The sequence below is a fragment of the Streptosporangium sp. NPDC049248 genome (assembly GCF_040678965.1).
Lineage (GTDB): Bacteria > Actinomycetota > Actinomycetes > Streptosporangiales > Streptosporangiaceae > Streptosporangium > Streptosporangium fukuiense.
The window spans coordinates 28,801-53,343 of record NZ_JBFAQY010000025.1 but is presented as its reverse complement, the minus strand read 5'-3'; the positions used below and the strand labels follow the sequence as shown (position 1 = coordinate 53,343).

Sequence of the window (24,543 nt, the reverse complement as noted above, 5' to 3'; positions counted from 1 at the left end):
ACGGAACTCCCATCTGAAGTTTGCTCGGACTAGAAGAGATTACTGTGCTGGTCAGACCCCTCCTTGGGCAGTCGGCTCGTCGAGGAGTTCACCCGGCGGGAGAGAACCGGACTCGAAACGGCCGTTCATCCGGGAGGCCCGGCCCGTGCGGGTGGGGATCTCCCGGCTTCGGCGCCGGGGAGGAACCGGCAACTTTCCTGACGGCGGATCGTTGATCTATCCGAAAGTGATCTATAACGTCATTTAGCGTGACTCGTCCCCCCAAGTTGCTTAAAGTACTGATCGCCGCAGTTGTACTGATGCCCATCGGTCTCGCCTCCCTGCCCGCCTCCGCCGACCCCGCCCCGGACCCGGAGCACCCCTGGCGCCTGGAGCAGTGGCCCCAGACCCAGCCCTGGCAGCGGGACGCCCCCGAGGACTCGGCCGCACGGCGCGCCGAGCCCGCCGGCCCGGCACCGATCGACCCGCAGAACTGGAAGAACCCGGACCACATGACGTGGGCCGACTACCGCAAACCACCCGGCACCAACTGGGCCGACCCCGCGGTCAAGGGGTCCAAGCGCACCTTCCGCGGCGCGCTCGTCCTGGCCGACTATCCCAACCAGCCGTTCGTGGTCACCCAGCCCAAGGGCTCGACGGTCTTCAAAAACCCCAGTGCCGAGGCCCACGACATCCCCCGCGACCAGGTCGCCGGCTTCTACCGGGACTTCCTCAACACCCCCAACGACCTCAACCGGGGCCACACCATCCACGAGTACTGGATGGAGGACTCTCAGGGCCGCTACGGCGTGGAGCTGACCGCGTTCGGCCCCTACCAGATGCCGGGCAAGTCACACGAGTACGCCATGGAGTTCCAGGGAGGCACCGCCTGCCCGGCCGGTGACGCCTGCAACCGCAACATCAGGACCGACGCGCGGGCGGCGTGGATCGGCGACGTCGGCCAGGAGGTTCCGGCGGGCTTCGACTTCGTCTTCTACCTGAGCGCGGGACAGGACGAGTCGGCCACCTGGCAGGAGTTCGGCTCGATCAAGTTCCCCACCAAGGAGGCGGTGACCGACGACTTCGGCCCGCCCGACCCGGCCCTGCCCAACTGGGCCAGGACCCGCTACGTGGAGTGGACGTCCTGGGCCTCGGCCGCCTCCATCTGGCCCAACGCCGGGGGCGGGTCCTCCACCCAGGCGGAGAGCTCGGGACAGGGCGTCTACGCCCACGAGCTCAGTCACATCCTCGGCATCGGCGACAACTACAACAACCCGTTCGGGGTACCGCCGCGCCGGGCGTACACCGGGATCTGGGAGATGCTCAGCCGGGGCAGTTTCAACGGCCCGGGTGGCCCGCACAGCCGCTGGCTGATCCCGCCCACCTCGGGTGGCTCCATGGGAGCCCAGCACATGCTCCGAAACAAGATCAAGCTTGAGATGGTGGACGAGAACAACGTGCTGCGCCTGTCCCGTGAGGCGCTGGCCGAGTCCGGGGTCGTCGTGGCGGAGGTGACCGCCCGGGTGATCCAGCCGGGACCGGCCGGCCTGTCCGGGGTCAACATCGCCTTCGGCGACGGCGACCGCAGCCCGGCCTGCGACGTGCGCACCGACCCGCTCTGCGACGGCGGCGGATACCAGAACTACACGCTCGAGGTCGTGGACAGGATGGGCGCCGACTCCTTCACGCCCGACTCGGGGGTGCTGCTGGCCAAGACCAAGAACGCCGACCAGGCGCCCTTCGAGTGGGTGATCGACGCCAACCCGCAGGACATCGGGATGACCGACTACGTCCTGCCGGACGGCACCGCCGTGCCCATCACGATCGGCGACTACCGCCAGCTGTCGGACGCCCTGTTCCACGCGGGCACCGGCTCGGGCTCCGAGTTCGAGTACGTGGACGAGGCCAACCGGCTGCACTTCTACGTCCTGGATCTCAAGCGCGACCGCAAGGGCGTGCTCTCCTACACGGTGGCGATCCGCTCGCTGGACGGCGCCGGCCCGAACAGGCGCGGCGTGAAGGTGCTCCCGTCCGTCGGCCTCCCGTCCGGCGACGGCCTTTCCACCTGCCGCTTCCCGCTGTTCAACACCGGCAGGGCCGCCCAGGCCGCCGGGCGGCACCCCGAGGATGTGAGCGCCTATCTCAAGAGTGACGTCTACCGGCTGTCGGTGAAGGTCGAGGGCCGGGGCTGGACCGCCTCGCTGCCCAACGAGCTCGCCACCGCGGGCTCGGGCAAGAGCACGCTGGTCGCCGTCAACGCCCTGCGGGCGGCGGGTGGCAGCCACCTCGCGAAGGTGACCCTGACCGCCACCTCGGAGAGCGACCCGGCCAAGACCGCCAAGGCGACCTGTCAGGTGCTGGGGCGCTGAGGCCCGGACTGTGTCACCCCGGCGTCACCCCGGCGGGGTGACGCCGGGGTGACACGGAAGTGTCCATCGCGAGGGCGCGCGGAGCGTCCCTTGTGATCGAATGGAGTCGATCGTCCGGCCACCGGACGATCGACTCCAGGGCGTGTCGTGGTCTTCCTGCGAGGAGTGTGAATGGCCGGGCCGTCGAACGTGCCTGATCGGCGTGGCTCCACAGCGCCGAGACGCCGGATCCCACTGGCGGCGCCCGCGGTGGCGGGGATCGCCGCGGCGGTGGCCAGCGTCCTGGCGACCTCGCTGGACGTGTGGGAGCTGCCCACCGAGGCCAAGATCGGTGCCACCGCGGTCGCCGGTCTCCTGGTCGGGCTGCTCACCTGGGCGACGACCGGCAAGCAGGCCGAGGAGCGGGGCGCGACCGCCACGACGGCGTCGCGCCCGCCGGACCAGTGGCCGCCGGTCTCCGCGCACTTCACCGGCCGCACCGAGTCGCTGGCCGAACTGCGCGAGGTCTTCGCCGCGCGCCGCCGCTCCAGGGACCACGCGGAGAACGCCTCGCCGCTGGTCGTCTCGGTGTACGGCAGGGGCGGGGTGGGCAAGTCCGTGCTCACCGCCAGGTTCGGCCACGAGATCGCCGGGAGCTTTCCCGACGGCCGCCTCTACGCGGACCTGCGCGGCGAGGTGGAGGCTCCGGTCGGCCCCGAGGAGGTGCTGATCGGCTTCCTGCGCGCGCTCGGCGTCCGGCTCACCACCGACCCCGGAGGTCTCGCCGAGCTCCGCGCGCTCTGGCTGACCTGGACCAAGGGCAGGCGCATCCTCATCTGCCTGGACAACGCCCACGACGGCGACCAGGTCAAGGACCTGATCCCGGCCGAGCCCGGGTGCGCGGTCCTGATCACCTCCAGGCAGCCGCTGTTCCTGCTCAACACCTACGACAAGCGGCTGTCGGTGTTCAGCGAGGCGCAGGGTGTCGAGCTGCTGGCCCGGCTGGCCGGGGACGACAGGGTCGCCGCCGACCTGGAGTCGGCCCAGGAGATCGTACGGATGTGCGACCACCTGCCGCTGGCCATCAGCATCTGCGGCGGACGCCTGGCCACCCGGGAGAACTGGACGCTGCGCCGGCTCGCCGACCGGCTGCGGGACGAGCGCCGCCGCCTGGACCAGCTTGAGCTCGCCCGCAGGCTGGACAAGAGCGTGCGGGCCTCCCTCCAGCTGAGCTACGACGACTGCACCGGCCTGCAGCGCCGCCTGCTGCGCCTGCTCAGCCTGCTGAGCGCTCCCGACGTGCCCGGCTGGGTGGCGGGGGAACTGCTCGCCACCTCGGAACCCGAGGGCGCCGACCAGCTGGAGGCGCTCATCGACGCCCAGCTCGCCGAGTGCTCGGGTACCGACCTCTCCGGGGTGATGCGCTACCGGCTGCACGACCTCGTCAGGATCTTCGCCCGCGAGCTGGCGTTCTCCGACGACGACGAGAGTCACCGCCGGGCCGCCATCGAGCGGGTCCTGTCCGGCTACCGCCGCCGCGCGGAGGCGGCGGCCGTGGCCCGCTGGCCACAGGACTGGGGCCGCAGGGGCAGGCCCGGTGGGCCGGGAGCGGTGACGCAGGCCCAGGTCTCGGCGGCCGACTGGCTCAACGCCGAGCGGCTGACCCTGGTCGCCGTGATCGGCCAGGCCAGGGGCATGGAGATGTGGGAGCTGGCCTGGGGACTCGGCCGGGCCTTCTGCTCGCTCTGCCACTCGCTGCGGGCCTACTGGTCCGACTGGCGGGCGGTCGCCGAGATCCTGTGCGAGGCCGCGGAGCGGATGGACGACCGGCGGGCACTGGGCATCGCGCTGCTGGACCGGGCGGCGGTGGCGGGCGGCCAGGGCGGCCATCACAGCGCCGCGGCGGACGCCGAACGGGCCCTGGAGATCTTCACCGACCTCGGCGAGTCCTGGTGGGCGGCGCGGGCGATGCGCACGGTCGGCATGACCCTGTTCAACAACGGCAACCTGGACCGGGGACAGGGCTACCTGATCGGCGCGGTCACCGCCTTCAAGGGCGAGGAGGACCGCTGGTGGACGGCCAGGACCCGGCGCAACCTCGCGGAGCTCAGGCTCGCCCAGCGCAGGCCCGAGGAGGCGCGCGAACTGCTGGAGGAGGCCCTGGGGGTGTTCGAGCACGACCGCAACCGCTACTCGGAGGCGCAGACGCTGCGCGCCTACGGAGAGGTGCTCGGCGTGACGGCCAGGGGGCTGCACGCCGCGGGTGATCGCCGGGCCGCCGAGGAGGACTTCGCCAGGGCCGGTTTCAGCCTGGACCGGGCGGCCGAGATGTTCCGGCTCCGCGGCGAGCTGTGGGAGGAGGCCAGGTGCCTGCGCGCGGCGGGGGAGGTCGGCAACCCGGCCAACGCGCTCCGAGAGCTCACCTACGTGCGCCGGGCCACCGAGATGCTGACCGCGCTCGGCGACTCGTGGGGCGTGGCCAGGGCCGAGCTGTCGGCGGGACGCGCCCACGGGCGGCTCGGCCGTACGCGAGAGGCGCAGGAGTCGCTGCTGCGGGCGGTGCGCGACTTCGAGGAGCTGGGTGACCGCTGGTGGATGGCCAGGAGCCTGCGCTACCTGGGGGAGGCGTATCTGGAGGCGGGGGAGCGGCAGCCCGCGGTGGACGCTCTGCGCCAGGCCCAGGACATCTACCGCAGCCTCGGCAACCAGGCGGGGATGGGCCGCACCCTGGAACTCCTGCGCCGCGCGGAGGGCTGAGCGTTCTTTGGGGAAATACGGCGGCTCGGGGTCCGCGCCGGGTTCTTCGGTCACAACGGCCGACGGAGGCTCGGAGCCCGCGTCCGACGAGGTCAGGGGTCGGCGGCCGTCAGCAGGTGCCTGGCGGCGTCGCGGGCCTCGTCGATGCTCCTGTGGAACAACTTTCTGATCTGCTGGGCCTGCTCGGTCAGGCGTTCCAGGTCGGGAACGGCCGGCGCGTCCTCCGCCGTCTCGGCGACCAGGGCCTCGTACTGCGGGGTCCGTTCGGCGAGCACCTGAAGCTGCCGGTGGGCGAGGTAGAGACCGTCGGCCCTGCGGACCTGCCTGGCGTACCCCTCAAGCGCGCGGATCCGCCTGGTCAGCGAGCTCTCGGCGGCCTTCAGCGCCCCGACGTAGGGGGTGAACGCCTCGGCCACCTCCGGCGGGGGCGCGTCCGGTACGAGCCGGTGGTGCTCGGCCCTCAGCTTCGACAACCGCACCAGTCTCGTGGCGATCTGCCAGGTCTGGGCGGGCAGCGTCACCATGTTGTCGATCGTGTCGAGCAGACCTGCCTGGTTGATCCGGGAGTCGAGCACCGTCTTGGTGGCGTCCTGCGCGCGGCGGAGCAGGTCGCCGCAGTCGGCGTCGAGATCCTCGGGCAGGATGAACCGGTCGCCGTGCTCCACGGCCAGCCGGACGCGCCGCCGCTCGCGCAGGCTCCGGGGGTCGTCGCTCAGGCCGCGCAGCACGGCGATGAAGATCAGGATGAGGGCGGCGAGGATGCCTCCCGTGCTGCTCAGCACCGCCATGAGCAGCAGGAGCCCGGCGATCGCGAACGACTTGACGAGATCGGGTCTCCTGGCCTCGGGGACCTGCCCCAGCCGGGCCGCGCGCAGTGCCTGCGGGTCGGCGCGCAGGACCGAGGAGATCGAGTCGGGCAGAGCCGGATCGATCAGTGGATGCGGGGGGCGTCTCCTCGGGTCCACGCGACCTCCTCGCGTCGGGACACAGGCGGGCACCTTCACTCTTACTCATCGAGAAAAATGTGGTGCATTTACGGACGCGGTACATGGACATCGGCAATTACGGAAATAGGTCCTATGTGTTAACTGGCCATACGTAAAGGGGCGTATAAACTTGGCGGCGATGAACGACTTCACGCGTTGGATTGATCTTGAAGGTGCCGTCAACGTACGCGACCTCGGCGGGCTCGCCACGGTGGACGGCGGGACCACACGCTTCGGCCGCATCTACCGGGCCGACAACCTGCAGGGGCTGACCGAGCGGGACATTCAGCTGCTCGTCGCCGACCTGAAGCTCCGCAACGTCGTCGACCTGCGCTCCGGTCCCGAGGTGCGCCTGGAGGGGCCGGGACCGCTCACCGGGGTGCCGGAGGTGAACATCCACCACCTCACCCTGTTCGCCGAGGGCGGCAGGTACACCGACGTCGAGGCCGACACCATCGAGGGCGACAGGGTGCTGCCCTGGACGGCGCGGGACGAGGAGGACCTCGCCGAGTTGCGGGTGACCGGCTACTACTACGCCTACCTCCGCGACCGTCCCGATTCGGTCCTGGCGGCCCTGCGCGCCATGGCCCGCGACGACGGCGCGGCCCTCGTGCACTGCGCGGCGGGCAAGGACCGCACCGGTGTCGTCAGCGCCCTCGCGCTGGAGGTCGCCGGTGCCACCCGTGAGGCGATCGTCGCCGACTACGTCGCCACGGGCGACCGCCTGGAGGGCATCCTGGCCCGGTTGCGTTCCAGCGCCACCTACCGTGACGACCTCGACAACCGGCCGGCCGACGACCACCGGCCGAGGCCCGAGTACATCGAGCAGTTCCTGCACGTCCTGGACAACCGGTTCGGCGGCCCGCTCGAATGGCTCGCCTCACACGGCTGGAGCGAGAACGACTCCGGCCTCCTCCGCGCCCGCCTGCGCGACTGAGGTCCCCTGTCAGGTCGTGCGACCGGCCCGCGCCTCCGGTACGGAGGCGCGGCACCCGGATGCCGAGCGGTGCCGCGTCATGAGGTCTCGTCAGAGGGTGACGACCCGGCGCTCGGCGGCCGAGCACCGGGCCGCCTCCAGCACGGTGAGAGCCTCGACGACCTCCTCGGGGTCGACCGGCGGCGGAGCGCCCTGGCGCAGACAGGCGGCCACGGCCGGGTAGAACCCGGCGTAGGCGCCGGGTTCGGTGGGGACGACGCGATTGTCATCGTCGGTGCCGAGGGTGCCCCACCGCTCCGGAGGCTCCGCACCGAAGCCGGGAGAGGCGGGGGTGAGACCGGCGCGCAACTGCTCCTCCTGCACGTCCAGCCCGTACTTCAGGTAGCCCGCCCGCGAGCCGAGCACCCGGAATCGAGGGCCCAGCCGGGGAGTGACCGCGCCGGCCCACAGGTGGGAACGGGCCCCGCCCGAGTGGGAGAGGGCGACGAAGGTGTCGTCGTCGGCGTTCACCCCCGGGCGCCGCACATCCGACTCGGCGTAGACGGCGACGACCGGGCCGAGCAGGCGCAGAGCCTGGTCCACCAGGTGGCTGCCGAGGTCGTAGAGCAGTCCGGCGACCTCGTCGGTGCCGCCCGTCTCGCGCCAGCCGCCCTTCGGCACCGGCCGCCAGCGCTCGAAACGCGACTCCAGCCGGGTGACCTCGCCGAGCTCGCCCGCTGAGACCAGCCGCCCGAGCGTCAGGAAGTCCCCGTCCCAGCGCCGGTTCTGGAACACGGTCAGCATCAGGCCCCTCGCGCGCGCCAGCTCCACCAGGCCGCGCGCCTGCCCGGCGGTCGCGGCCAGCGGCTTGTCCACCACGACCGGCAGGCCGGCCCTCAGGGCGGCCTCCGCCAGCGGAACGTGTGTGCGGTTGGGGGAGGCGATCACCACCAGGTCGACCGGGTCGGCGCCGTTCCACAGGTCGGCGGCGTCGCCGACCACCCGCGCGCCGTACTTCCCCGAGACCTCGGCGGCCCGGCCGGGGTCACCGGTGACCACCGCGGACAGCCGCATACCGGGGGTCGCGGCGATCAGCGGGGCATGGAAGAACGCCCCCGCCACCCCGTACCCGACGAGGCCGACGCGCAGCTCAGTCACCGCGACGTTCGTCGCGTTCGGCGAGGAACGCCTCGAACTGGGCGGCGAGCTCGTCGCCGGTCGGCATCTCCGCGGACTCGGCCATCAGGCTCTCGCGCTCGGCGCCCGCGGCGAACGCGTCGTACTGCTGTTCCAGGCCGGTGATGGCGGTGGACAGCTCCTGGGACGCCTCGATCTGCTCGGCGATCTCGGCGTCGGTCTTTCCGGCGGCCTCGCGCAGGACCTCCAGCGGGAACACCAGCCCGGTGCTCTTGGTGACCGCCTCCAGCGCGGTCACCGCGGCCGAGGGGTATTCGGCCTGCGCCAGGTAGTGCGGAACGTGCACGGCGTAGCCGAGGGCGTCGTGCCCCTTGGCGCCGAGCCGGAGCTCGATCAGCGCGGCCACGCTGCCGGGCACCTGGACCTTGCCGAAGGCGCTGGTCTGCCCGGCGACGAGCTCGGACCGGCTGGCATGTCCGGTGACGCCCAGCGGGCGGGTGTGCGGGACGGCCATCGGGATGCCGTGGAAGGTCACCAGCCTGCCGATACCCAGCCGGGTGGCCAGCGTTTCGACGGCGGAGGTGAACAGCTCCCACTCGCGGTCCGGCTCGGGGCCGCTGAGCAGCAGGAACGGTGTTTCCGTGCGGTCATGGACGAGGTGCAGCGTGATCTCGGGGCTCTCCACGGACACCCAGCGGTCGCTGTCGAAGGTCATGGTGGGTCGCCGGGAGCGGTAGTCGAGCAGGCGGTCCACGTCAAAGGTCGCCACAACCCGGTGCTCCAGCTCGTCGAGCAGATGGGTGATGGCGAGCCGTCCGGCGCCACCGGCGTCCACGAACCCGTCGAAGTGGTAGAGCAGCACCGGATCGGTCAGCTCAGGGACGTCTCCGCTGAGCCGGTAGAGATCCGTCGGGTCGAACACCGTTTTCCAGCCTTTCGTCGATCGTCTCTTCAGCTCAACCCGCGGGGGGTCCGCTGAATTCCGGATGCCCTCGGCGGTCACAGGCACCCTATCGGGGCACAACGGGTCACACGCAGCCTGACCCTGAGCCTGGGGAGTCCGCAACCCGTCTGTTCGACCTGGCGGGAGCCGGTGAGACGGAGACGCTCCGCGCCTGTGCCGGGTCGGCCGGTGCCGCGGCCCGGATGCCGGAACTCCCTCGGCGACGGACGTGGCCCGGCTGTTCGGCCAGGACGAATACCGGAAATGGTTCGGTCGTTAACCTGAAAATTGCGATATCCAGGTGTTTACCGATGTATAGGAAAACTATCGCCCTTCAGCCATCCTTGAGGAGTGGGAACTACTACTACGCGTAGGTCAGGCCTACCTCTTCGCGTCCCCCCGTTACCCTGCCCCTTTCCCAGCGAGGTCAGCCCACACGTCGAAAGGGTCAACGCCGAGACCCTCGACTGGCTGGTGGACACCGGCATCCTGGAGGACGCCGAGACCGTGGAGCGCTATCGGCGAGCCAAGTACGGCTGGCTGGGGGCCCGTACGTACCCTTACGCCGAGCACCACACGCTCCGCCTGGTGACCGACTGGTGCGTGTGGCTGTTCGCCTTCGACGACGCCTTCTGCGAGTCGGGCCGCGGCGCGGGCGAGATAACCCGCGCCCTGCCCCGGCTGTTCACCGTCCTCGACGACCTGGAGGCCGGCCAGGAGGTCGACGACGTCTTCGCCAGGACGCTCCTGGAGATCAAGGGCAGGATCGCCAGGTACGGAGACGACGACCAGCTCGACCGCTGGTGCTCCGTCACCAAGGACTACCTCTTCGCCCAGGTGTGGGAGGCCGCCAACTGCGAGGCCAACGTGGTTCCGCAGGTGGAGGACTACCTCTTCATGCGGCGGCGCACCGGTGCCATGCTCACCGTCTTCGCCCTCATCGACATCGCGAGCGGACGCGCCCTCACCCCCGAGGAGTGGCGCCACCCCGACGTCAAGGCGATCACCGAGAGTGCCAACGACGTCGTGGTCTGGGACAACGACCTCATCTCCTACGCCAAGGAGAGCGAGGGGGTCAACTCCCGCAACAACCTGGTGAGCGTGCTCGCCAGGCACCGGGGCTACTCCCGGCAGCAGGCGATGGAGGCGATTGGCGCCATGCGCAACCGGGCCATCGCCGACATGGTGGCGCTGCGCCCCTCCCTGGAGAGGCTCGGCTCCGAGGCGGTGCTCGCCTACGTGCGCGGCCTTGAGTTCTGGATCAGCGGCAGCGTCGACTACTCGCTGACCAGCTCCCGCTACACGACGGCCTGGCAGCGGGAGGAACAGTCCGCCGGGTGACTCACCCGGAGAGCACCTGACCGTCCTCGTGGTCTCCGAGCGCGAGGACGATCAGCTCCTCCAGGTTCAGCTTCCTGCCCCGGGAGAAGGCCTCCTCGTGCGCCTCGTCGCCGAGGATGCGCCTGCACTCCTTGACACAGCGGTCGTGCTCGGAGTTGAAGAACGGGGAGCCCATCTGCGGCATCCCGAAGGTCCGCCAGTTGGCCTGACCGCCGCCCATCAGCATGGAGGCGAGCACCGGCTGGCCGTCCTCCAGCGCCTGCCTGGCGACCACCTCGATCGCCAGGCCGATGCCGAGCACGTCGTGGAAGTAGCGTTTGAGGCGGAGCGCCTCGCGGGCGTTCGAGGTGGCCTCGGGCGAGCGGCCCATCGCCTGGCACACGCTGGCGAGCGCGTAGATGGCGTACGAGCGCAGCCACAGCTCGCCACGCTGGGTGCAGACCGCGATGCAGTCGCGCAGCAGCACCTCGGCCTCGGCCGGCTCGTTCTGGATGAGCAGCACCATGGACAGCTCGACGATCGAGGGAAGCAGACCCGGGTTGAGCTCCCGCCCGCTCTTGTGGAACTCGATCGCCACGCCCAGCAGCGCGCTCGCCTTCTGCAGGTCGTTCTGGAGGAAGGCGGCGGTGCCGAGCATCTTGGTGGCCAGGATGACCGCGCCCGAGTCGCCGACCCTGACGGCGTCCGAGCTGCACTGCTCCGCGGCCTCGATGGCACCGCTGATGTTGCCCTGCGCGCTGTTGATGTAGGACAGCACCCAGAGCGCCTTGCACCGCTCGACGCTCGGCTGGCGGGCCAGCTCCAGGGTCTTCTCCAGATAGAGCCTGCCCTCGCGGGCCAGCCCGCAGGCGACCCACATGAACCACAGGGAGGACAGCAGCTTCAGCCCGGACTGCACCTCGCCGGGGGTGCGCAGGCAGTAGTCGAGCGCGACGCGGATGTTGTCGTGCTCGTGGCGCATCCTGACGTACCAGTAGACCTGGCGGGCGCCCGACCAGGCGTCCTCGCTCCTTGAGGCCAGCTGCAGGTAGTAGTCGCGGTGCCTCTCCCTGATCCGGTCGCGCTCGCCGAGCTTGTCCAGCCACTCCTCGCCGTACTGCCGCAGGGTGTCGATCAGCTGGTAGCGGTGCCCGGACGGCGTGCCGTCGCTCAGCAGGATCGACTTCTCCACCAGGCTGGAGATGAGGTCCATGATGTCCTCCGCGGGGAGGCTGTCCCCTGAGCAGACGTAGCGGGCGGCATCGAGCTCGAAGTCTCCCGCGAAGACCGACAGCCGTGCCCACAGGAGCCGCTCGGCCGGCTCGCACAGCTCGTGGCTCCAGCCGATCGCGGCCCGCAGCGTCTGGTGCCTGGGCAGTGCGGTGCGGCTGGCCCCCGCGAGCAGGCTGAACCGGTCGGCCAGCAGGCCGAGGATCTGCTCCACGGAGAGCGCGCGCATCCGGACCGCGGCCAGCTCGATGGCGAGCGGGATGCCGTCGAGACGTCGGCAGAGCTCGGCCACCGGGCCGATGTTCTCCTCGTCCAGCATGAAGTTGGGCACCACCGCACCGGCCCGCGCGGCGAAGAGCTGAACCGCCTCGTTGGTGAAGACGTCCTCGCCCGGGGAGTCACCGGGGACGGTCAGCGGCGGGATGGTGACCGTGTACTCGCCCCTGGCGTTCAGCGACTGGCGGCTGGTCGCCAGGATGGTCAGGCCCCTGGCGTTGCGGAGCAGGTCCTCGAAGAGCGCGGCGCACGCGTCGACCAGATGCTCGCAGGTGTCGATGATCAGGAGGATCTCACGGTCGCCGAGCCACTCGATCAGCGTCTCGTCCGCCGAGCGGGCGGACTGGTCGGCGATCCCGAGGGCCGAGGTGATCGTGTGGCGCACCATCCCCGAGTCCTGGAGGCGGGCCAGATCGGCGAACCAGACGCCGTCCTTGAACTGGCTGCGCATCAGATGCGCGATCCGCAGCGCGGTGCGCGATTTGCCGACCCCTCCGATGCCGGTCACCGTGACCAGGCGGTGCTCGCCCAACCGCTGCCTGAGCGTGGTGAGCAACCTGGTGCGCCCCACGAAGCTGGTCAGCTCGTTGGGGAGATTGCCGTCTCGCCGCCATCCTGCTGGCGTTGTCATCAGATACCTCCAGCGTGGAGACCCCCGCCTTCGGGCGGGGGAGGAGAGGCGGCACGGTGCCGCGTTTCTGGGTGGGTGGTGTAGCCGTAGCCGTCGGCTCGCTGGAGCAGGTTAACGTGGCGGTGGCCGATGCCCTGCACGGTGCCGTGCCGGGTGGTGATGTTGAAGCTGCCGGTGCTGCGGACCGCGACCCGTCCGGTGTGGACCCCGGTCTTCTTGCCGCTCGGTACGACGGCGCGGACCAGGTCGCCGGTGGCGAACCCCTTGACCCGCTTGGTCCGGGGCAGCCGTAGCCGGGGAAAGCCGTAGCGGTCGGTGCGGGTACGGGCGTAGGCGCCGCGCCCGGTCGCTGTGACCACCAGGACCGTCGAGGGCCAGGCGGTGACGCCTTCCAGATGGCCGACGTGCAGCGCGTCCAACGTGTGCGACTTGGCGGCACCGGTGCGCGACCGGTTCCACTTCGTGCGGCCACCGGAGGCGGTGGACACGGGCAGACCCGTCGCCTCCAGGACCCGCCACAGCGCCCACCGGGTGGCGTTGACCGCCGCCGCGTCCCGCAGCGGAGCCTTCGCCTGCTTGAGGATCCTCGCCAGCAATGCGGGCCTGGCCTTGAGGAACACCTCTACCGGTATGGCGTTCTTGGCCTGGTTACACCGGACGCAGGCCAGGGCGAGGTTGCTGATCCGGTTGGAGCCGCCCCGGCTGCGCGGGTGGAGGTGGTCGAGGTTGAGCGGCACACCACTGGCGCCGCAGTACGTGCATGCCCGGCCCCATTTGGCCAGCAGGTATTCGCGGACCTCGTACCCGGCCAGGGTGCCCTGCTGGTATTCCACGCCTTCCAACGGCTTGCCCGCCGAGAGGGCGTGAGTGTCGAAGGAGACCCTTTCCACGTGGACGGCGGCCACGGGCGCCCACCGGGTCAGCCGCGCCACCCACGACATGGTGCCCTCGACGCGGTGGCGCAGCGACGGCGCCAGCCACCCCTGCGGCTTGGTGCGGTTGAGGAACCGGGGGGCGCGGTGCCGCAGGTTGCGTGACCTGCGGCCCCGACGTAGCGCGGCCCGCGCGCTGAGCCTGTCGCGGATCGCCGCGCCTCGATGGTCGAGCTGAATCGCATACCTCCCGCTCCGGTTTCCGCCGTGGTCGGTGAACACCGCCAGGCCGGTGTGCTTGCTGCCGGGGTCGATACCGACCTGCACGTCTGCCACGGTGGAGTCGGCAACCGACCGGTCCTTGAGACGGATGACGAACGGTGTGTGGCGGTGAACCACCGCCCGCCCGGCCGCCAGCAGACGGCGGGCACGGGCGGGATGGCAGGGGTCGAGCGGGTGGCCGCGGCGGTCCAGGACGAACACGGCCGGGTGAACCTCACGGTTCGCTCCTTCCGGCGCCGAGGCGCCCTCGGGGTGACGCCGGTCCGGTGGTGCGGCCGGACCGGTCTCCCCTCGCCCAGGTTGAACACCAGATACCGCCGCCAGGCGGTGTCCGTGAGCCGTTTCGTGCCCATCCCCGGGCGTGTCTGCTCCCACGGATTCGAGAGCTTGGAGCTGAGGAAGCACCCCAAGGTCGGTCTGCGCTCTTGTGTTCAACGTAGCCATCTGGATCGCACTTCCAGTTCATGACGGCCAGGGCTGGTCAACGCGGGGCTTGTGAAGCGCATTACCGCGCCTCAAGCCCTCTCCTTCAGGAGGGGGTCGTTGACGGGGGTTGCGGAAACCTGCCCTCGCATCGTACCCGCTGGGCTTTCGGCTGTCCCCGGCGTCGCGCCAAGCCCCGCCGTTCCTGGCCGCGGAGGGACAGGCCGGGCCTGTCTTCTCCGCGGAGCGGGAAGAGGGGCGGGGCGGATGGCTAGCATGGGCGTGTGACAGTGCTCGAACCCGATGACCTGCGTCCCGATGACCTGCGTCCCGTCGACCTCGCCGACGACGGCCTGCCGGTCCTGCCCGACCAGACCGCCGACGACACCGACGTCGGCTGGAGCGAGTGGCGCGAGGCCGACGACGACGCCCGCCTGATCGAGGAGCGTCCCCCGCACTGGGGCTGAATCCTGTCCCCTTTGCCCACCGCGGTCGGTCAGACGGCGCCTCGCCGCGGCTCCCCGCCCCGACTACGGCAGGCGCGGGACAGGGCTCAGGAGACCACGTCCTTGCTCCGGAAGCGGCGGAAGGCGAACGCGACCAGGATCGCCGAGTAGGTGACCGCGACGGCCACCCCCTTGAGCATGCCCTCGTACGAGGGCTGGGGTGCCAGGGCGTCCAGCCACGCGTTGTTCCAGAAGGTCGGCAGGAACTCCCTGAGCGAGCCGAGCGCCTCGACCGCCTGCAGGATGTTGCCGACGATCACCAGGCCGACCGCGCCGCCGACCGCGCCCAGCGGGGAGTCGGTGCTGACGGAGAGCAGGAAGGCCAGGGCCGCGACCACGAACTGGCTGACCAGGGCATAGCCGATCACCACGCCGAACCGGGGCAGCACGTCCAGCGCGGCGATCGTCTCGCCGGTCCCCGGTACCCGGACGTCGTTCCAGCCGAAGGCGAGGGTGCCGGCCAGCAACGCCATCACCGGCAGGCAGATCACCGCCGCCGCGGAGTAGCCCATCGCGACGACCAGCTTCTGCCGCAGCAGCCGGTCGCGCGGGATCGGGGAGGCCAGCAGGTAGCGCAGCGACGACCAGCTGGCCTCGCTGGCCACGCTGTCGCCGCAGAACAGGGCCACCGCGACGACCAGCAGGAAGCTCGCGGACACCGACAGGGCGAACGCGGCGAAGTTCAGGCCGCCCTCGACGGCCAGGTCGGAGATGCGCAGCGAGGTGCCGGGCTGCCCCGACCCGGCACCGACCTTGAAGGCGATCACCAGGATCCACGGCAGCGCGAGCAGCAGGCCGAACATCACCAGCGTGCGGCGCCGCTTGAACTGGCGGACGATCTCCACGGTGAGCGGCAACGTGCGGCCCGGCGCGTACCCGCGCGCCGAGCCGTTCTCCGCGAGGCCGCCGGCCGTCGAGCCGGGCGGGGTGGTGAGGGCGGCGGTGGAGTCGCTCATGCCTTGTTTCCGATCAGGTCCAGGAAGACGTCCTCCAGGCGGGTGCCCGAGCCGTTGACCGGGGTGCGGCTGGCCAGCAGCTCGCTCACGGTCCCGGCCGTGACCAGGCGCCCGCGGTGCATGACCACCGCGTGGCTGCAGGTCTGCTCGACCTCCGACAGCAGGTGGCTGGAGACGATGACGGTGCGGCCCGCCTCCGCGTAGCGGATCAGGACCTCGCGCATCTCGCGGATCTGGGGCGGGTCGAGCCCGTTGGTGGGCTCGTCCAGTACCAGCAGATCGGGCAGGCCGAGCATGGCCTGGGCGATGGCCAGGCGCTGGCGCATGCCCTGGGAGTAGGTGCGGACGGCGCGGTCCAGGGCCTTGCCGAGCCCGGCGATCTCCAGGGCCTCGGCGAACCTCGCGTCCTCGGCGGGCCGCCCGGTCGCCTTCCAGTACAGCTCCAGGTTCTCGCGGCCGTTGAGATGCGGCAGGAAACCCGGGCCCTCGACGAACGAACCGAGCCTGGACAGGACCGGGGCGCCGGGCACCACCCGGTGGCCGAAGATCCGGATCTCGCCGCCGTCGGGCCGGATCAGGCCCATCAGCATGCGCAGGGTGGTGGTCTTGCCCGCCCCGTTGGGGCCGAGCAGGCCGAGCACCTGGCCGTGCTCCACGGTGAACGACAGGTCGTCCACCGCGCGCTCGCCGTTCCGGTACGCCTTGGTCAGCCCGCTGATTCGCAGCGGTACGGAGGCCAGTTCGGGATCGCGGCTGTCGGTGCTGCGGCGGCGCCCGGCGAGCAGCAGGACGGTCGCGACGACGAGGGAGAGCAGCGGCAGCGCCCAGATCCACCAGGCGGGGTTGGTCGAGGGGGTGCGCAGGGCGGCGTGGGTGGGGACGGTCACGGCTGGCGAGGCCAGGGCGACCCGGTAGACGGCCGGGGCCGCCGGGGTGCTGTAGCCCAGGTCGGTGGTGGTGAACGCGACCCGCAGCCGGTGTCCGACGTCGAATCTGTGGTCGATGGCGGGCAGGGTCACCGTGGCCTCGCCCGAGCCGTTCGCACCGATCGCGATCCTGAGCGGGGCGACGAGCCCTTCGGGCAGGACCGGCGCCTGGGTCGTGCCCGCGACGTCGTAGAGCTTGGCGAACAGGGTGACCTCGCCCGCCGTGCTCTTCGCCTGGTCGCTCCCGGCCGGCACGTCGGGCGCGGGTTCCGAGGTCACCCGGACCCGTACCGTCGAGCTGCCGGTGACCTGGAGCGGGGCGGTCAGCGGTGCGGAGTCGAAGGTGGCGCTCTGCCCCGCCATGTCGAGGGACAGGTTCACGCCTGAGCCACCGGCGAGGCCGCCGAAGCCGGGCACCGCGGAGATCGAGGAGGGCGAGCCGCCGGGCGGGTTGGCCACCGGCTGGTCGGGACCGCCGAGCGGTACGGAGGTCTGGCCGCTGCCCGACAGCCCGGGGTAGCCGTCGGCCGTGGCGTGCAGCTGGACCGGGCGGCGGGTGCCGGGATCGCGGCCGCCGTCGCGGGTGACCGTGAAGGCGCCGCCGGCCTGAGCCGCGTCGCCGGTCTCCTTCAGGTGGCGGTCGAACCAGCCGAGCGTTTTCTCGTGCAGCCAGTCGACCTCGCCGTTGCCGCCGTCGTGGCCGCCGTCGAACCAGGCGACCTGCACCGGGGCGCCGGTGGCGGCGATGGCCTTGGCGTTGGCGTCCGCGTGGCCCAGCGGGAACAGCGAGTCGCGCTGCCCCTGCAGCAGCAGCGTCGGAATCCTGATCTTCCCGGGCACCGAGATCGGGCTCGACCTGCGCAGCGTCTCCACCGCGCTCGCCGTCGCCCGGCCGCTCTGGGCCACCTGCTGGTACATGTCGCAGATCTCCGGGAGGAACCGGCCGCAGCGCACCTCCTCGGCGGTGAGCGGCCGCTCCTCGCCCGCACCGTTCCCCTGGCCGGTGCCGAGGGCGGCCGGGCCGGCGGCGGCCGGTGCGGGGCCGCCTCTGCTGAAGAAGAGCCCGGCCCACATGCGCTTGAACACCCCGTTCAAGGGCCCCTGCCCGGTGGCGTCGGGGAACAGCGCGTCGGCCAGGTCGTACCAGGTGATCTGCGGGACGATCGCGTCGATCCTGGGGTCGTGGGCGGCGGCCATCAGCGCGATGGCCCCGCCGTACGAGCCGCCCGCGATGCCCACCCGCGGGTCGCCCGCCGCGTCGAGCCGGACCTCGGGCCGCTTCGCGACCCAGTCGACCAACTGGCGCACGTCCTTGACCTCGTAGTCGGGGGAGTTCAGCGCGATCTGCCCCGAGGAGCGGCCGAAGCCCCGCGCCGACCAGGTAAGCACGGCGTAACCGTCCTGGGCCAGCCGCACCGCGGCGTCCCTGACGCTCTGCTTGCTGCCGCCGAAGCCGTGCGCGAGCAGCACCGCCGGAGCCCGGCCGCCTCCGGCGGGCGGGAAGAAACTCGCGTCCAGTGTGACCCGCTGGTCATCGCCCGGCCCGTCGAGCACTGTGATCATCTGCTCCTGGGCCCGTACGTCCGGTGCGGACGGCCAGACCAGCCAGGCCACGACGCCGACGGCCAGCACGGTGACCACCGCGATCCAGGTGGCCCACCTTGCCCCACGTTTCACCGGTTCTCCTTGAGCGTGGGAATCCCCTCCCTGAGAAAGAGGGAGGGATGTCACGGCGTGAGCTTACTGATCCAAGCTGAAATGCTCCTGAGACGACTCTCAGGAGCATCCCGGCCGGTCATCCGGGCAGGGGTGATCAGCCGTGTCGGAAGGGTGACGGTCGCCCCGATGGCTCGGGGATGTCCCTGATTGCGGACCGAGGTGAAGGGGCGGCATCATTTCGACACGTGAAGCCAGTAGAAAGCCTCCGAAGAAGAGCCACTCCGGTCATCGAGTGGGCTCTGCCGTATTGGACGCGAGGAAAGGCCGGCAGGGAGACCCCGGAGGACCTGTTCAGGCTCCTCTACTTCGGGTGGCTGGTGGCTTTTTCCTTCAAGGTGCTCGGGGCGTCCTGGGACGTCTCCTGGCACTTCAAGTGGCTCCGTGACGACCTGGCCCCGCCGCACCTGCTCAACAGTGTCGGCACCGCCATCGCCCTGGCGCTCACGATCATCCACATCTACACCGGTTACGGCGTCGACAAGCTCGCGCAGCGCCTCATCGCCTGGGGTACGGGGATCTTCCTGGTCGCGGTACCGCTCGACCTGATCAACCACCGGGTCAACGGGCTCGACATCACCTCGTGGAGCCCGTCCCACATGATGCTCTACATCGGCACGCTCCTCATGCTCTGCGGCGTGACCTGGGGCTGGTTCATCCGGGCGGCTCCCGGCCGGACGCGCACGCTGGTCCTCGGCGGGCTCTTCGTCTTCCTCTTCGAGAACGTCTGGTTCCCGGAACAGCACCAGGAGTACGGGGTCTACGGCCTGGCCGCCTGGGACAGGGGCGAGCCGGACGCGGAGCCGATCCTGATCAGGTTCGCCGCCGACCAGATCGGCCTGCCGGTGGACGACAGGGCGGTGGCGTTGCACTTCACGCTGCCCGTTCCCGACCAGCTCTACCCGCTCTACGCCGTGATCGCCGCCATGCTGGTGGCCGTCTGCGCCCGGGTGATGATCGGCCGGATGTTCTCCGCCACCGCGGTGGTCGGCGCCTACGTGGCCTACCGCACCCTGATCTGGCCCCTGCTCGCGGTCGCCGACTTCCCGCGCTCGGCGGTGCCGGTCTTCCTGATCGCCGGGGCACTCGCCGTCGACCTGGCGTTCCTGATCAGGATGCCCGTGGTCAGGGCGCTGGTCGGCGCACTCGGCGTCACCCTCGTCGTCGACCAGGCGCTCCGCTTCCAGCACGCGATGTTCATGGCGCCCCCGCTGGTGACCCCCGCGACCATGCTGATCGGGGGGGCGGGGCTGGCCGCCCTGTGGCTGACGGTCGAATGGGCGTGTGGCCGTTACCCGCTCCGGGCTCAGGACAGGGAGGCCGTGGTCAGCGCCACCGCCACCCCGTAGGCGAGTCCCATCACGGTGATCTCGGCCGCCGCCCATGCGACGACCGCCGTCGCCCGCCGCTCCGCGATGTGCGGCAGCAGGCGGAAGCGGATGTGGGCGGCGAACGGGATCAGCAGGGCCACACTGGCGACCTTGGCCACCACCAGCGGGCCGTACTCACCGCGCAGCAGCGCCCCCGGCAGCTCCACCCCGGGGGTGAGGGCCATTGTGGCGAGCCCGGTCACCAGCCCGGAGACGCTGACCAGGACCAGTGCCAGGGTGGCCAGCCTGGAGAACTTCGGCAGCACCCGCGCCAGCAGTTCCCGGTCCGCGGCGACCAGCAGGATGATCGTGAGCAGGCCGCCGGTCCAGGCCGCCGCGCCCATCACGTGCAGTTCCATCGAGATCATGATGGGGTCGTGCCAGACCGAGTCGACGGCGTGGCCGGTGACCGGGATCGGCAGCAGCCCGAAGAAGGCGATCACGATCCGCAGTTCGGCGGGGACCTTCTCGCCGTACCGCACGGCCAGCAGTCCGATCCCGGCGTAGGAGAGCGCGCAGGCGGCGGTGAAGAGCATGCCCTGCCCGGCACCGACGCCGTCGACGTACGCGGCGATCATCGACGGGGTGGGGATCAGGCCGGGGTTCAGCTCGGCCGTCTGGAAGACGATGATGAGCAGTGCCAGCAGCGCCCACGCCCAGGCGAAGGTCACCGCCATCGGCCGCGCCCGGCGCATCACCGGTTCGGTCCGCTCGGGGTCGTCGAACCCGAGCATCTTCGGCAGCAGGCTCAGCCCGACCACCGCCACCGTCGCCAGGTCCAGCAGCACCCGCAGCACCGGCAGGCCGTACTCCACCAGTGGCCCGGGGATGACGATCCCCGGCACCGCCTCCTGCGCGGTGAACGCGGTCGCGGCCAGCACGGCCAGCACGCCCCCGGACACGAACCCGCCAGCCACCAGCCTCCTGGCGGTGCCGGCCTCGGGGACCCGCTCGACGGTCACGGTCATCTCGCGCCCCCCTCCTTCGTACGGCGCATCGCCACGACGGTGGCTCCGCCGAGCAGGACGATGGAGGCGGCGATCCACAGCACCGCCATCCCGGCCCCGCCGTTCTGCGCGGCCTCGGCGGCCTGGGCGCCCAGATCGGGGCCCTGGTCCGCGGGGGCCGGGCCCGCGGGGACCGGCTCCGCGGTCGCCTGCTCGGTGGCCTGCTCGGTGGCCTGCGCCGAGGAGGCCGGGCCGGGTGCGGTCAGGGTGAAGGTGATCTTGCTGGAGACCGGGTGTCCGTCGGCGGAGAGGATCCGGTAGCCCACCACGTACTCCCCGGCGGGGCCGAGGGCCTTCACCCGGACGCTGGCCTTCGCCCTGTTCACCGCCGTCTTGCCGTCCTCCCACCGCGTGCCGTCGGGACCGGTCACGCTGATCTGCGCGAAGCCCTGCCGGACAGGCTGGTCGAAGGTGAGCGTGATCGTCTCGGGGCCGGTGGCCAGCTCGGCACCGTCCTTGGGGTCGCTGTCGATCAGCACGTTGTGGGCCTGAGCCGGGGTGACCGCGCAGAGCAGCGCGACGCACGCGAGCAACAGGACCGTGAGTAGCCGCCTCACCGGTCATGGCCTTCCGTTGGGTACTTCATGACCTCGACATGTTCCCACCTTCACCTCGCGCTGGGGAATCGCGCCCGGAGGCAGGGACGGCCGGGGCGTCAGACGTCGCCGTTTCCCGGTTTCTCCAGGGCGGACCTGAGCGCGCCGAGGAACTCCGCCGCGTCGCGGCCGTTGACGAAGCGGTGGTCGTAGGCGAGGCCGAGGGAGATCACCTTCCTGGTGACGAAGGCGCCTTCGCGGGTCTCCACCACCTCGGGGCGCGGGGCGCCGAGGGAGAGCGCGCAGATCTGGCCGGGGAAGACGATCGGGATCGCGGTGATCACCGAGGTGTCGGTGTGCAGGGTGAGCATGATGTTGCCGCCCACCAGGTCACGCTCCCTGAAGGTGCCGCCCAGCGCGGTCTTACGGAAGCCTGCCAGGTCGCGGGCGATCTCGTCGAGCGGGCGGCGGCCCGCGTCGCGCACCACCGGTACGTACATGCCGCCTCCGACGTCGACGGTCACCCCCACCTCCGCCGTCGTGGCGCGGCGGGCGCGGCGGCCGTCGACGGGTGTGGCGAAGAAGAGGGGGAAGCGGTCGAGCAGCCGCCCGGTCGCCTGGACGAGCAGCTCGGGCAGGCCGATGAGAGCACGTAGCCGCTTCGTCTCCGCTCGGGCGAACGGCAGCGCGTCCGTCACGTCCACCCGCATGACCGTGAAGGAGGCGGGGATCTCCCGGTGCGACCGCTCGACCACCTCGGCGGTGCGTCGCTGCGCCCTGGACGGCTCGATCAGGTGGGAGTCGTCCAGGTCCGGCGGGGTGAGCGGAACGGTGCCTCTCATCGGTTCGATCGGCGGAAGGGTGACGCTCACCGCGCCGCCCGTTCCGCCGTGCGGGGTGTGCGGCGGGACCAGGTCGGCCCGCCTGACCACCTTCCTGCCGAGGGCCCGGACCTGGTCCATGGAGATGCCGTACTCCGCCATGGCCCGCCGGGCGGGGGCGGTGATGACGAGCTCCTCCTGCCCAGCGCCCGTCTCGGCGGGGGAGGGGGCGGGGTCGGCCGCGGGGTCCTCACCGGCGGACAGCAGGCGGGCGATCACCTGGCCGGGAGAGCACTCGGCGCCCACCTGAAGCAGGTGCCGCAGCGTCCCGTCCCGTTCGGCGGTCAGCTCCTCGGCCGCCTTGGAGGTCTCCAGCACCGCGAGCGGCTCCCCGGCCCGTACGGCCTGGCCGTCCTTCGCCTCCCACTCCACCAGCAGGTACGAGGCGTCGTTGTTGTTGAGCTTGGGTACCCGGACCTCGGTCACAACAGGGCCTCCGCGACGGCGTGCCGGATCCGGCCGGACTGGACGAGGATCTCGCGCTCCAGGTGGGGGGCGGCCGGGATGACGCTGTCGGCCGCGCTGATGAGGCTGATGGGGCGGCGCAGGGTGGACCAGAGCCGGGGGTGGAGCACCCGCGCCACCTCGGCGCCCCAGGTGCCGCCCTCCGAGCCGTCCTCGACGACGCACACGTGCCGGGCACGGTCGAGCCCGGGGAGCGTGGGCAGCGGATAGAGCCGCGCGGGAACCAGCAGCTCGCAGGCCACGTCCTCCTCCATCAGCAGGGCGCGCATGGCGTCAAGCGCCCGGTGTGTCATGCCGCCGTGGACGATCAGCGTGCAGTCGGGCTCGGTCACGCCGTCCACGAAGACCCGGGCGACGCCGCCGGTCAGTTCGTAGCGGAACAGGTCGTCCACGACACCGCCCTCGTACCTGCGCCGGGTGTAGAGGACCTTGTCCTCGAAGAACAGGCAGGGCTGTTCCAGGGCGAACATCAGGGCGAACAGCTCGCCCGCGTCGTGGAAGGGGGTCATCTCGAACAGCGAGAGGCCGGGCACACCGATGAAGTGCTTCTGCGGGCTCTGGCTGTGGGTGGGGCCGTAGCCGCGGTTGCCGCCCGACGGGCAGCGGACGACCAGCGGGACGGGGACCCTCCTGCCGTACATGGAGGTGGACTTGGCGGCGAAGTTCACCAGCTGGTCGAAGGCGAGCGCGGCGAAGTCGGCGAACATGATCTCGACGATCGCGCGGTCCCCGGCCAGCGCCAGGCCCGCGCCGATCCCGGCGATCGCCCCCTCGCTCAGCGGGGTGGACCGGACGCGGTGGCCGAACCGGGTGGACAGGCCCTTGGTGACCTTGAAGGCCCCGCCGTACGGATCACCGACGTCCTCACCGAGCAGGTGCACCCGCGGGTCGGCCTCCATCAGGTCGTGCAGTGCCCGGTTGAGGTGTTCGGAGACGCGGGTCACGGGCGCTCCCAGACCGACGGGGGGCGGGCGGCGACCTCGGCGGCGATCCGCTCGACCCGCTCGCGGGCCGCCAGGTCCAGGGCGGCGAAGTGCTCGGGGAAGTCCCGCGCGTAGCGGGCGTACCAGTCGTGGCCGGCGGCCAGGGCGATCTCCTCGGGGGTGCGTGTGTCGTCGCCCTTGCTGTGCGGGCCGATCCGGTGGGTGACGAACTCGACCACCAGCGGGCGCGACTCGCCGCGGACCGCGCCGAGCAGAGGTGCCAGCTCGGCGCGGATCTCGCCGACCTCGGTCGAGGTCACCCGGTGGTGGCCGACGTCGAACGCGGCGGCGCGGGCCGCGACGCTCCCGGCCATCTGCGCAGACGTCGGGGTGGACTGGGCGATGCCGTTGTTCTCGACGACGACCAGCAGCGGGACCCGCCAGAGCCGTGCCATGTTGAGCGCCTCGTAGACCGCCCCCTCGCCCCAGGTGCCGTCGCCGACGTAGGCGCAGGCGAGCGCGCCCGTCTCCCTGAGCTTCAGGGCCACGCCGACCGCGACGGGCAGGCTCTCGCCCTGGACACCGGTGGACAGGAAGCGGCGGTGGTAGACGTGCTGGCTGCCGCCGACCCCGGCGCAGAGTGCGCCCTCGCGACCCATGATCTCGGCGAGCAGCCCGTGCGGCTCGGCGTACCTGGCCAGGAAGTGCCCGTGGCCGCGGTGGTTGCTGAGGACGAAGTCGTCGTCGTGGAGCAGCGGCGAGAGCGCGACCGGGATGTACTCCTGGCCCAGACAGGTGTGGGTGGTCCCGCTCAGCTCACCCGCCTCGAAGAGCCTGAGCAGGGTCAGCTCGAAGTGCCGGATGAGCAGGAGGAGTTCCAGGTCCTCTCTCGGCGGCGGGGACGGCGGCTGCCGCAGGCACGGGGGGATTGGGGCGGTGACGACCACGTGTGCGCTCCTGGCATCGAACGATCTTGGGGAACACGCTCGGCCACTGGGGCGGAGGCGGCATGGGAGCGCTCCCATCCGGAGCGTAGGAGGCGCACGAATGAGAGTCAATGACTGTGCGGATGACAGATATTCAAGGAATGAAGAATAGGTGCATTCATCTGCAAAAAGGGCCTAAAAGGTGGTTTGTTTCGATTTATGGGGCTCGAA

Annotated in this window: 18 protein-coding genes; 6 read left to right on the top strand and 12 right to left on the bottom strand. The window is 71.1% G+C overall.

The window, feature by feature from the left end:
* Window positions 1–299 precede the first annotated feature (299 nt).
* Window positions 300–2,348 carry a M6 family metalloprotease domain-containing protein gene (locus AB0K21_RS33485; RefSeq protein WP_364155658.1) on the top strand — a complete coding sequence of 683 codons (2,049 nt, stop codon included), beginning with the start codon at window positions 300–302 and terminating at the stop codon, window positions 2,346–2,348.
* Window positions 2,349–2,519: 171 nt separating this feature from the next.
* Window positions 2,520–5,084 carry a tetratricopeptide repeat protein gene (locus AB0K21_RS33480; RefSeq protein WP_364155656.1) on the top strand — a complete coding sequence of 855 codons (2,565 nt, stop codon included), beginning with the start codon at window positions 2,520–2,522 and terminating at the stop codon, window positions 5,082–5,084.
* Between the two features lie 92 nt (window positions 5,085–5,176).
* Here the strand turns inward: AB0K21_RS33480 and AB0K21_RS33475 are convergent, their stop codons facing one another.
* Complete coding sequence (locus tag AB0K21_RS33475; protein ID WP_364155654.1) at window positions 5,177–6,049, bottom strand: hypothetical protein; 873 nt, start codon at window positions 6,047–6,049, stop codon at window positions 5,177–5,179.
* 160 nt (window positions 6,050–6,209) lie between these two features.
* Here AB0K21_RS33475 and AB0K21_RS33470 point away from each other — a divergent pair, with 160 nt between their 5' ends.
* Window positions 6,210–7,007 (top strand): tyrosine-protein phosphatase, encoded by a 798-nt coding sequence (locus AB0K21_RS33470; protein WP_343962078.1) that lies wholly within the window; start codon window positions 6,210–6,212, stop codon window positions 7,005–7,007.
* Window positions 7,008–7,097: 90 nt separating this feature from the next.
* On the opposite strand, the gene AB0K21_RS33465 is transcribed toward AB0K21_RS33470, so the two are convergent.
* Both AB0K21_RS33465 and AB0K21_RS33460 read right to left on the bottom strand, forming a co-directional pair.
* On the bottom strand, window positions 7,098–8,144 hold the full coding sequence (locus AB0K21_RS33465; RefSeq protein WP_364155652.1) for a Gfo/Idh/MocA family oxidoreductase: 1,047 nt from the start codon (window positions 8,142–8,144) through the stop codon (window positions 7,098–7,100).
* Entirely contained in the window at window positions 8,137–9,045 is a 909-nt protein-coding gene (locus AB0K21_RS33460; protein ID WP_364155650.1) for a PAC2 family protein, read from the bottom strand. Before AB0K21_RS33460 ends, AB0K21_RS33465 begins: the two co-directional genes overlap by 8 nt.
* A 372-nt stretch (window positions 9,046–9,417) precedes the next feature.
* On the opposite strand from AB0K21_RS33460, the gene AB0K21_RS33455 reads away from it, so the two are divergent.
* Complete coding sequence (locus tag AB0K21_RS33455) at window positions 9,418–10,407, top strand: 4-epi-cubebol synthase (protein ID WP_364155648.1); 990 nt, start codon at window positions 9,418–9,420, stop codon at window positions 10,405–10,407.
* A 1-nt stretch (window position 10,408) separates the two neighbouring features.
* Here the strand turns inward: AB0K21_RS33455 and AB0K21_RS33450 are convergent, their stop codons facing one another.
* Together AB0K21_RS33450 and iscB are read right to left on the bottom strand one after the other, a co-directional pair.
* Complete coding sequence (locus tag AB0K21_RS33450; RefSeq protein WP_343962086.1) at window positions 10,409–12,523, bottom strand: ATPase; 2,115 nt, start codon at window positions 12,521–12,523, stop codon at window positions 10,409–10,411.
* On the bottom strand, window positions 12,523–13,878 hold the full coding sequence (iscB, locus tag AB0K21_RS33445; RefSeq protein WP_364155645.1) for an RNA-guided endonuclease IscB: 1,356 nt from the start codon (window positions 13,876–13,878) through the stop codon (window positions 12,523–12,525). Before iscB ends, AB0K21_RS33450 begins: the two co-directional genes overlap by 1 nt.
* Window positions 13,879–14,384: 506 nt before the next feature.
* Here iscB and AB0K21_RS33440 point away from each other — a divergent pair.
* Window positions 14,385–14,567: a hypothetical protein gene (locus AB0K21_RS33440; RefSeq protein WP_030918684.1), complete on the top strand. Its 183-nt coding sequence runs from the start codon at window positions 14,385–14,387 to the stop codon at window positions 14,565–14,567.
* A gap of 86 nt (window positions 14,568–14,653) precedes the next feature.
* Here AB0K21_RS33440 and AB0K21_RS33435 read toward each other — a convergent pair whose 3' ends face one another.
* Window positions 14,654–15,562: an ABC transporter permease subunit gene (locus tag AB0K21_RS33435; protein ID WP_364155643.1), complete on the bottom strand. Its 909-nt coding sequence runs from the start codon at window positions 15,560–15,562 to the stop codon at window positions 14,654–14,656.
* Entirely contained in the window at window positions 15,559–18,165 is a 2,607-nt protein-coding gene (locus AB0K21_RS33430) for an alpha/beta fold hydrolase (protein ID WP_364155641.1), read from the bottom strand. Before AB0K21_RS33430 ends, AB0K21_RS33435 begins: the two co-directional genes overlap by 4 nt.
* 227 nt (window positions 18,166–18,392) lie before the next feature.
* Between AB0K21_RS33430 and AB0K21_RS33425 the strand changes: the two genes are divergently transcribed.
* Window positions 18,393–19,553: a hypothetical protein gene (locus AB0K21_RS33425; protein ID WP_364155639.1), complete on the top strand. Its 1,161-nt coding sequence runs from the start codon at window positions 18,393–18,395 to the stop codon at window positions 19,551–19,553.
* Here AB0K21_RS33425 and AB0K21_RS33420 read toward each other — a convergent pair.
* From AB0K21_RS33420 to AB0K21_RS33400, 5 genes are all read right to left on the bottom strand, one after another.
* On the bottom strand, window positions 19,511–20,542 hold the full coding sequence (locus AB0K21_RS33420; RefSeq protein ID WP_364155637.1) for a CopD family protein: 1,032 nt from the start codon (window positions 20,540–20,542) through the stop codon (window positions 19,511–19,513). The two genes, AB0K21_RS33425 and AB0K21_RS33420, sit on opposite strands and share 43 nt — an antisense overlap.
* Window positions 20,539–21,138: a copper resistance CopC family protein gene (locus AB0K21_RS33415; RefSeq protein ID WP_364155635.1), complete on the bottom strand. Its 600-nt coding sequence runs from the start codon at window positions 21,136–21,138 to the stop codon at window positions 20,539–20,541. The genes AB0K21_RS33420 and AB0K21_RS33415 overlap by 4 nt, the downstream gene beginning before the upstream one ends.
* 98 nt (window positions 21,139–21,236) lie before the next feature.
* Window positions 21,237–22,424, bottom strand: a complete 1,188-nt coding sequence (locus AB0K21_RS33410; RefSeq protein ID WP_343962107.1) for a 2-oxo acid dehydrogenase subunit E2 — start codon at window positions 22,422–22,424, stop codon at window positions 21,237–21,239.
* On the bottom strand, window positions 22,421–23,407 hold the full coding sequence (locus tag AB0K21_RS33405; protein WP_343962109.1) for a transketolase C-terminal domain-containing protein: 987 nt from the start codon (window positions 23,405–23,407) through the stop codon (window positions 22,421–22,423). Before AB0K21_RS33405 ends, AB0K21_RS33410 begins: the two co-directional genes overlap by 4 nt.
* Complete coding sequence (locus AB0K21_RS33400; RefSeq protein ID WP_343962111.1) at window positions 23,404–24,333, bottom strand: thiamine pyrophosphate-dependent dehydrogenase E1 component subunit alpha; 930 nt, start codon at window positions 24,331–24,333, stop codon at window positions 23,404–23,406. Before AB0K21_RS33400 ends, AB0K21_RS33405 begins: the two co-directional genes overlap by 4 nt.
* Window positions 24,334–24,543 lie beyond the last annotated feature (210 nt).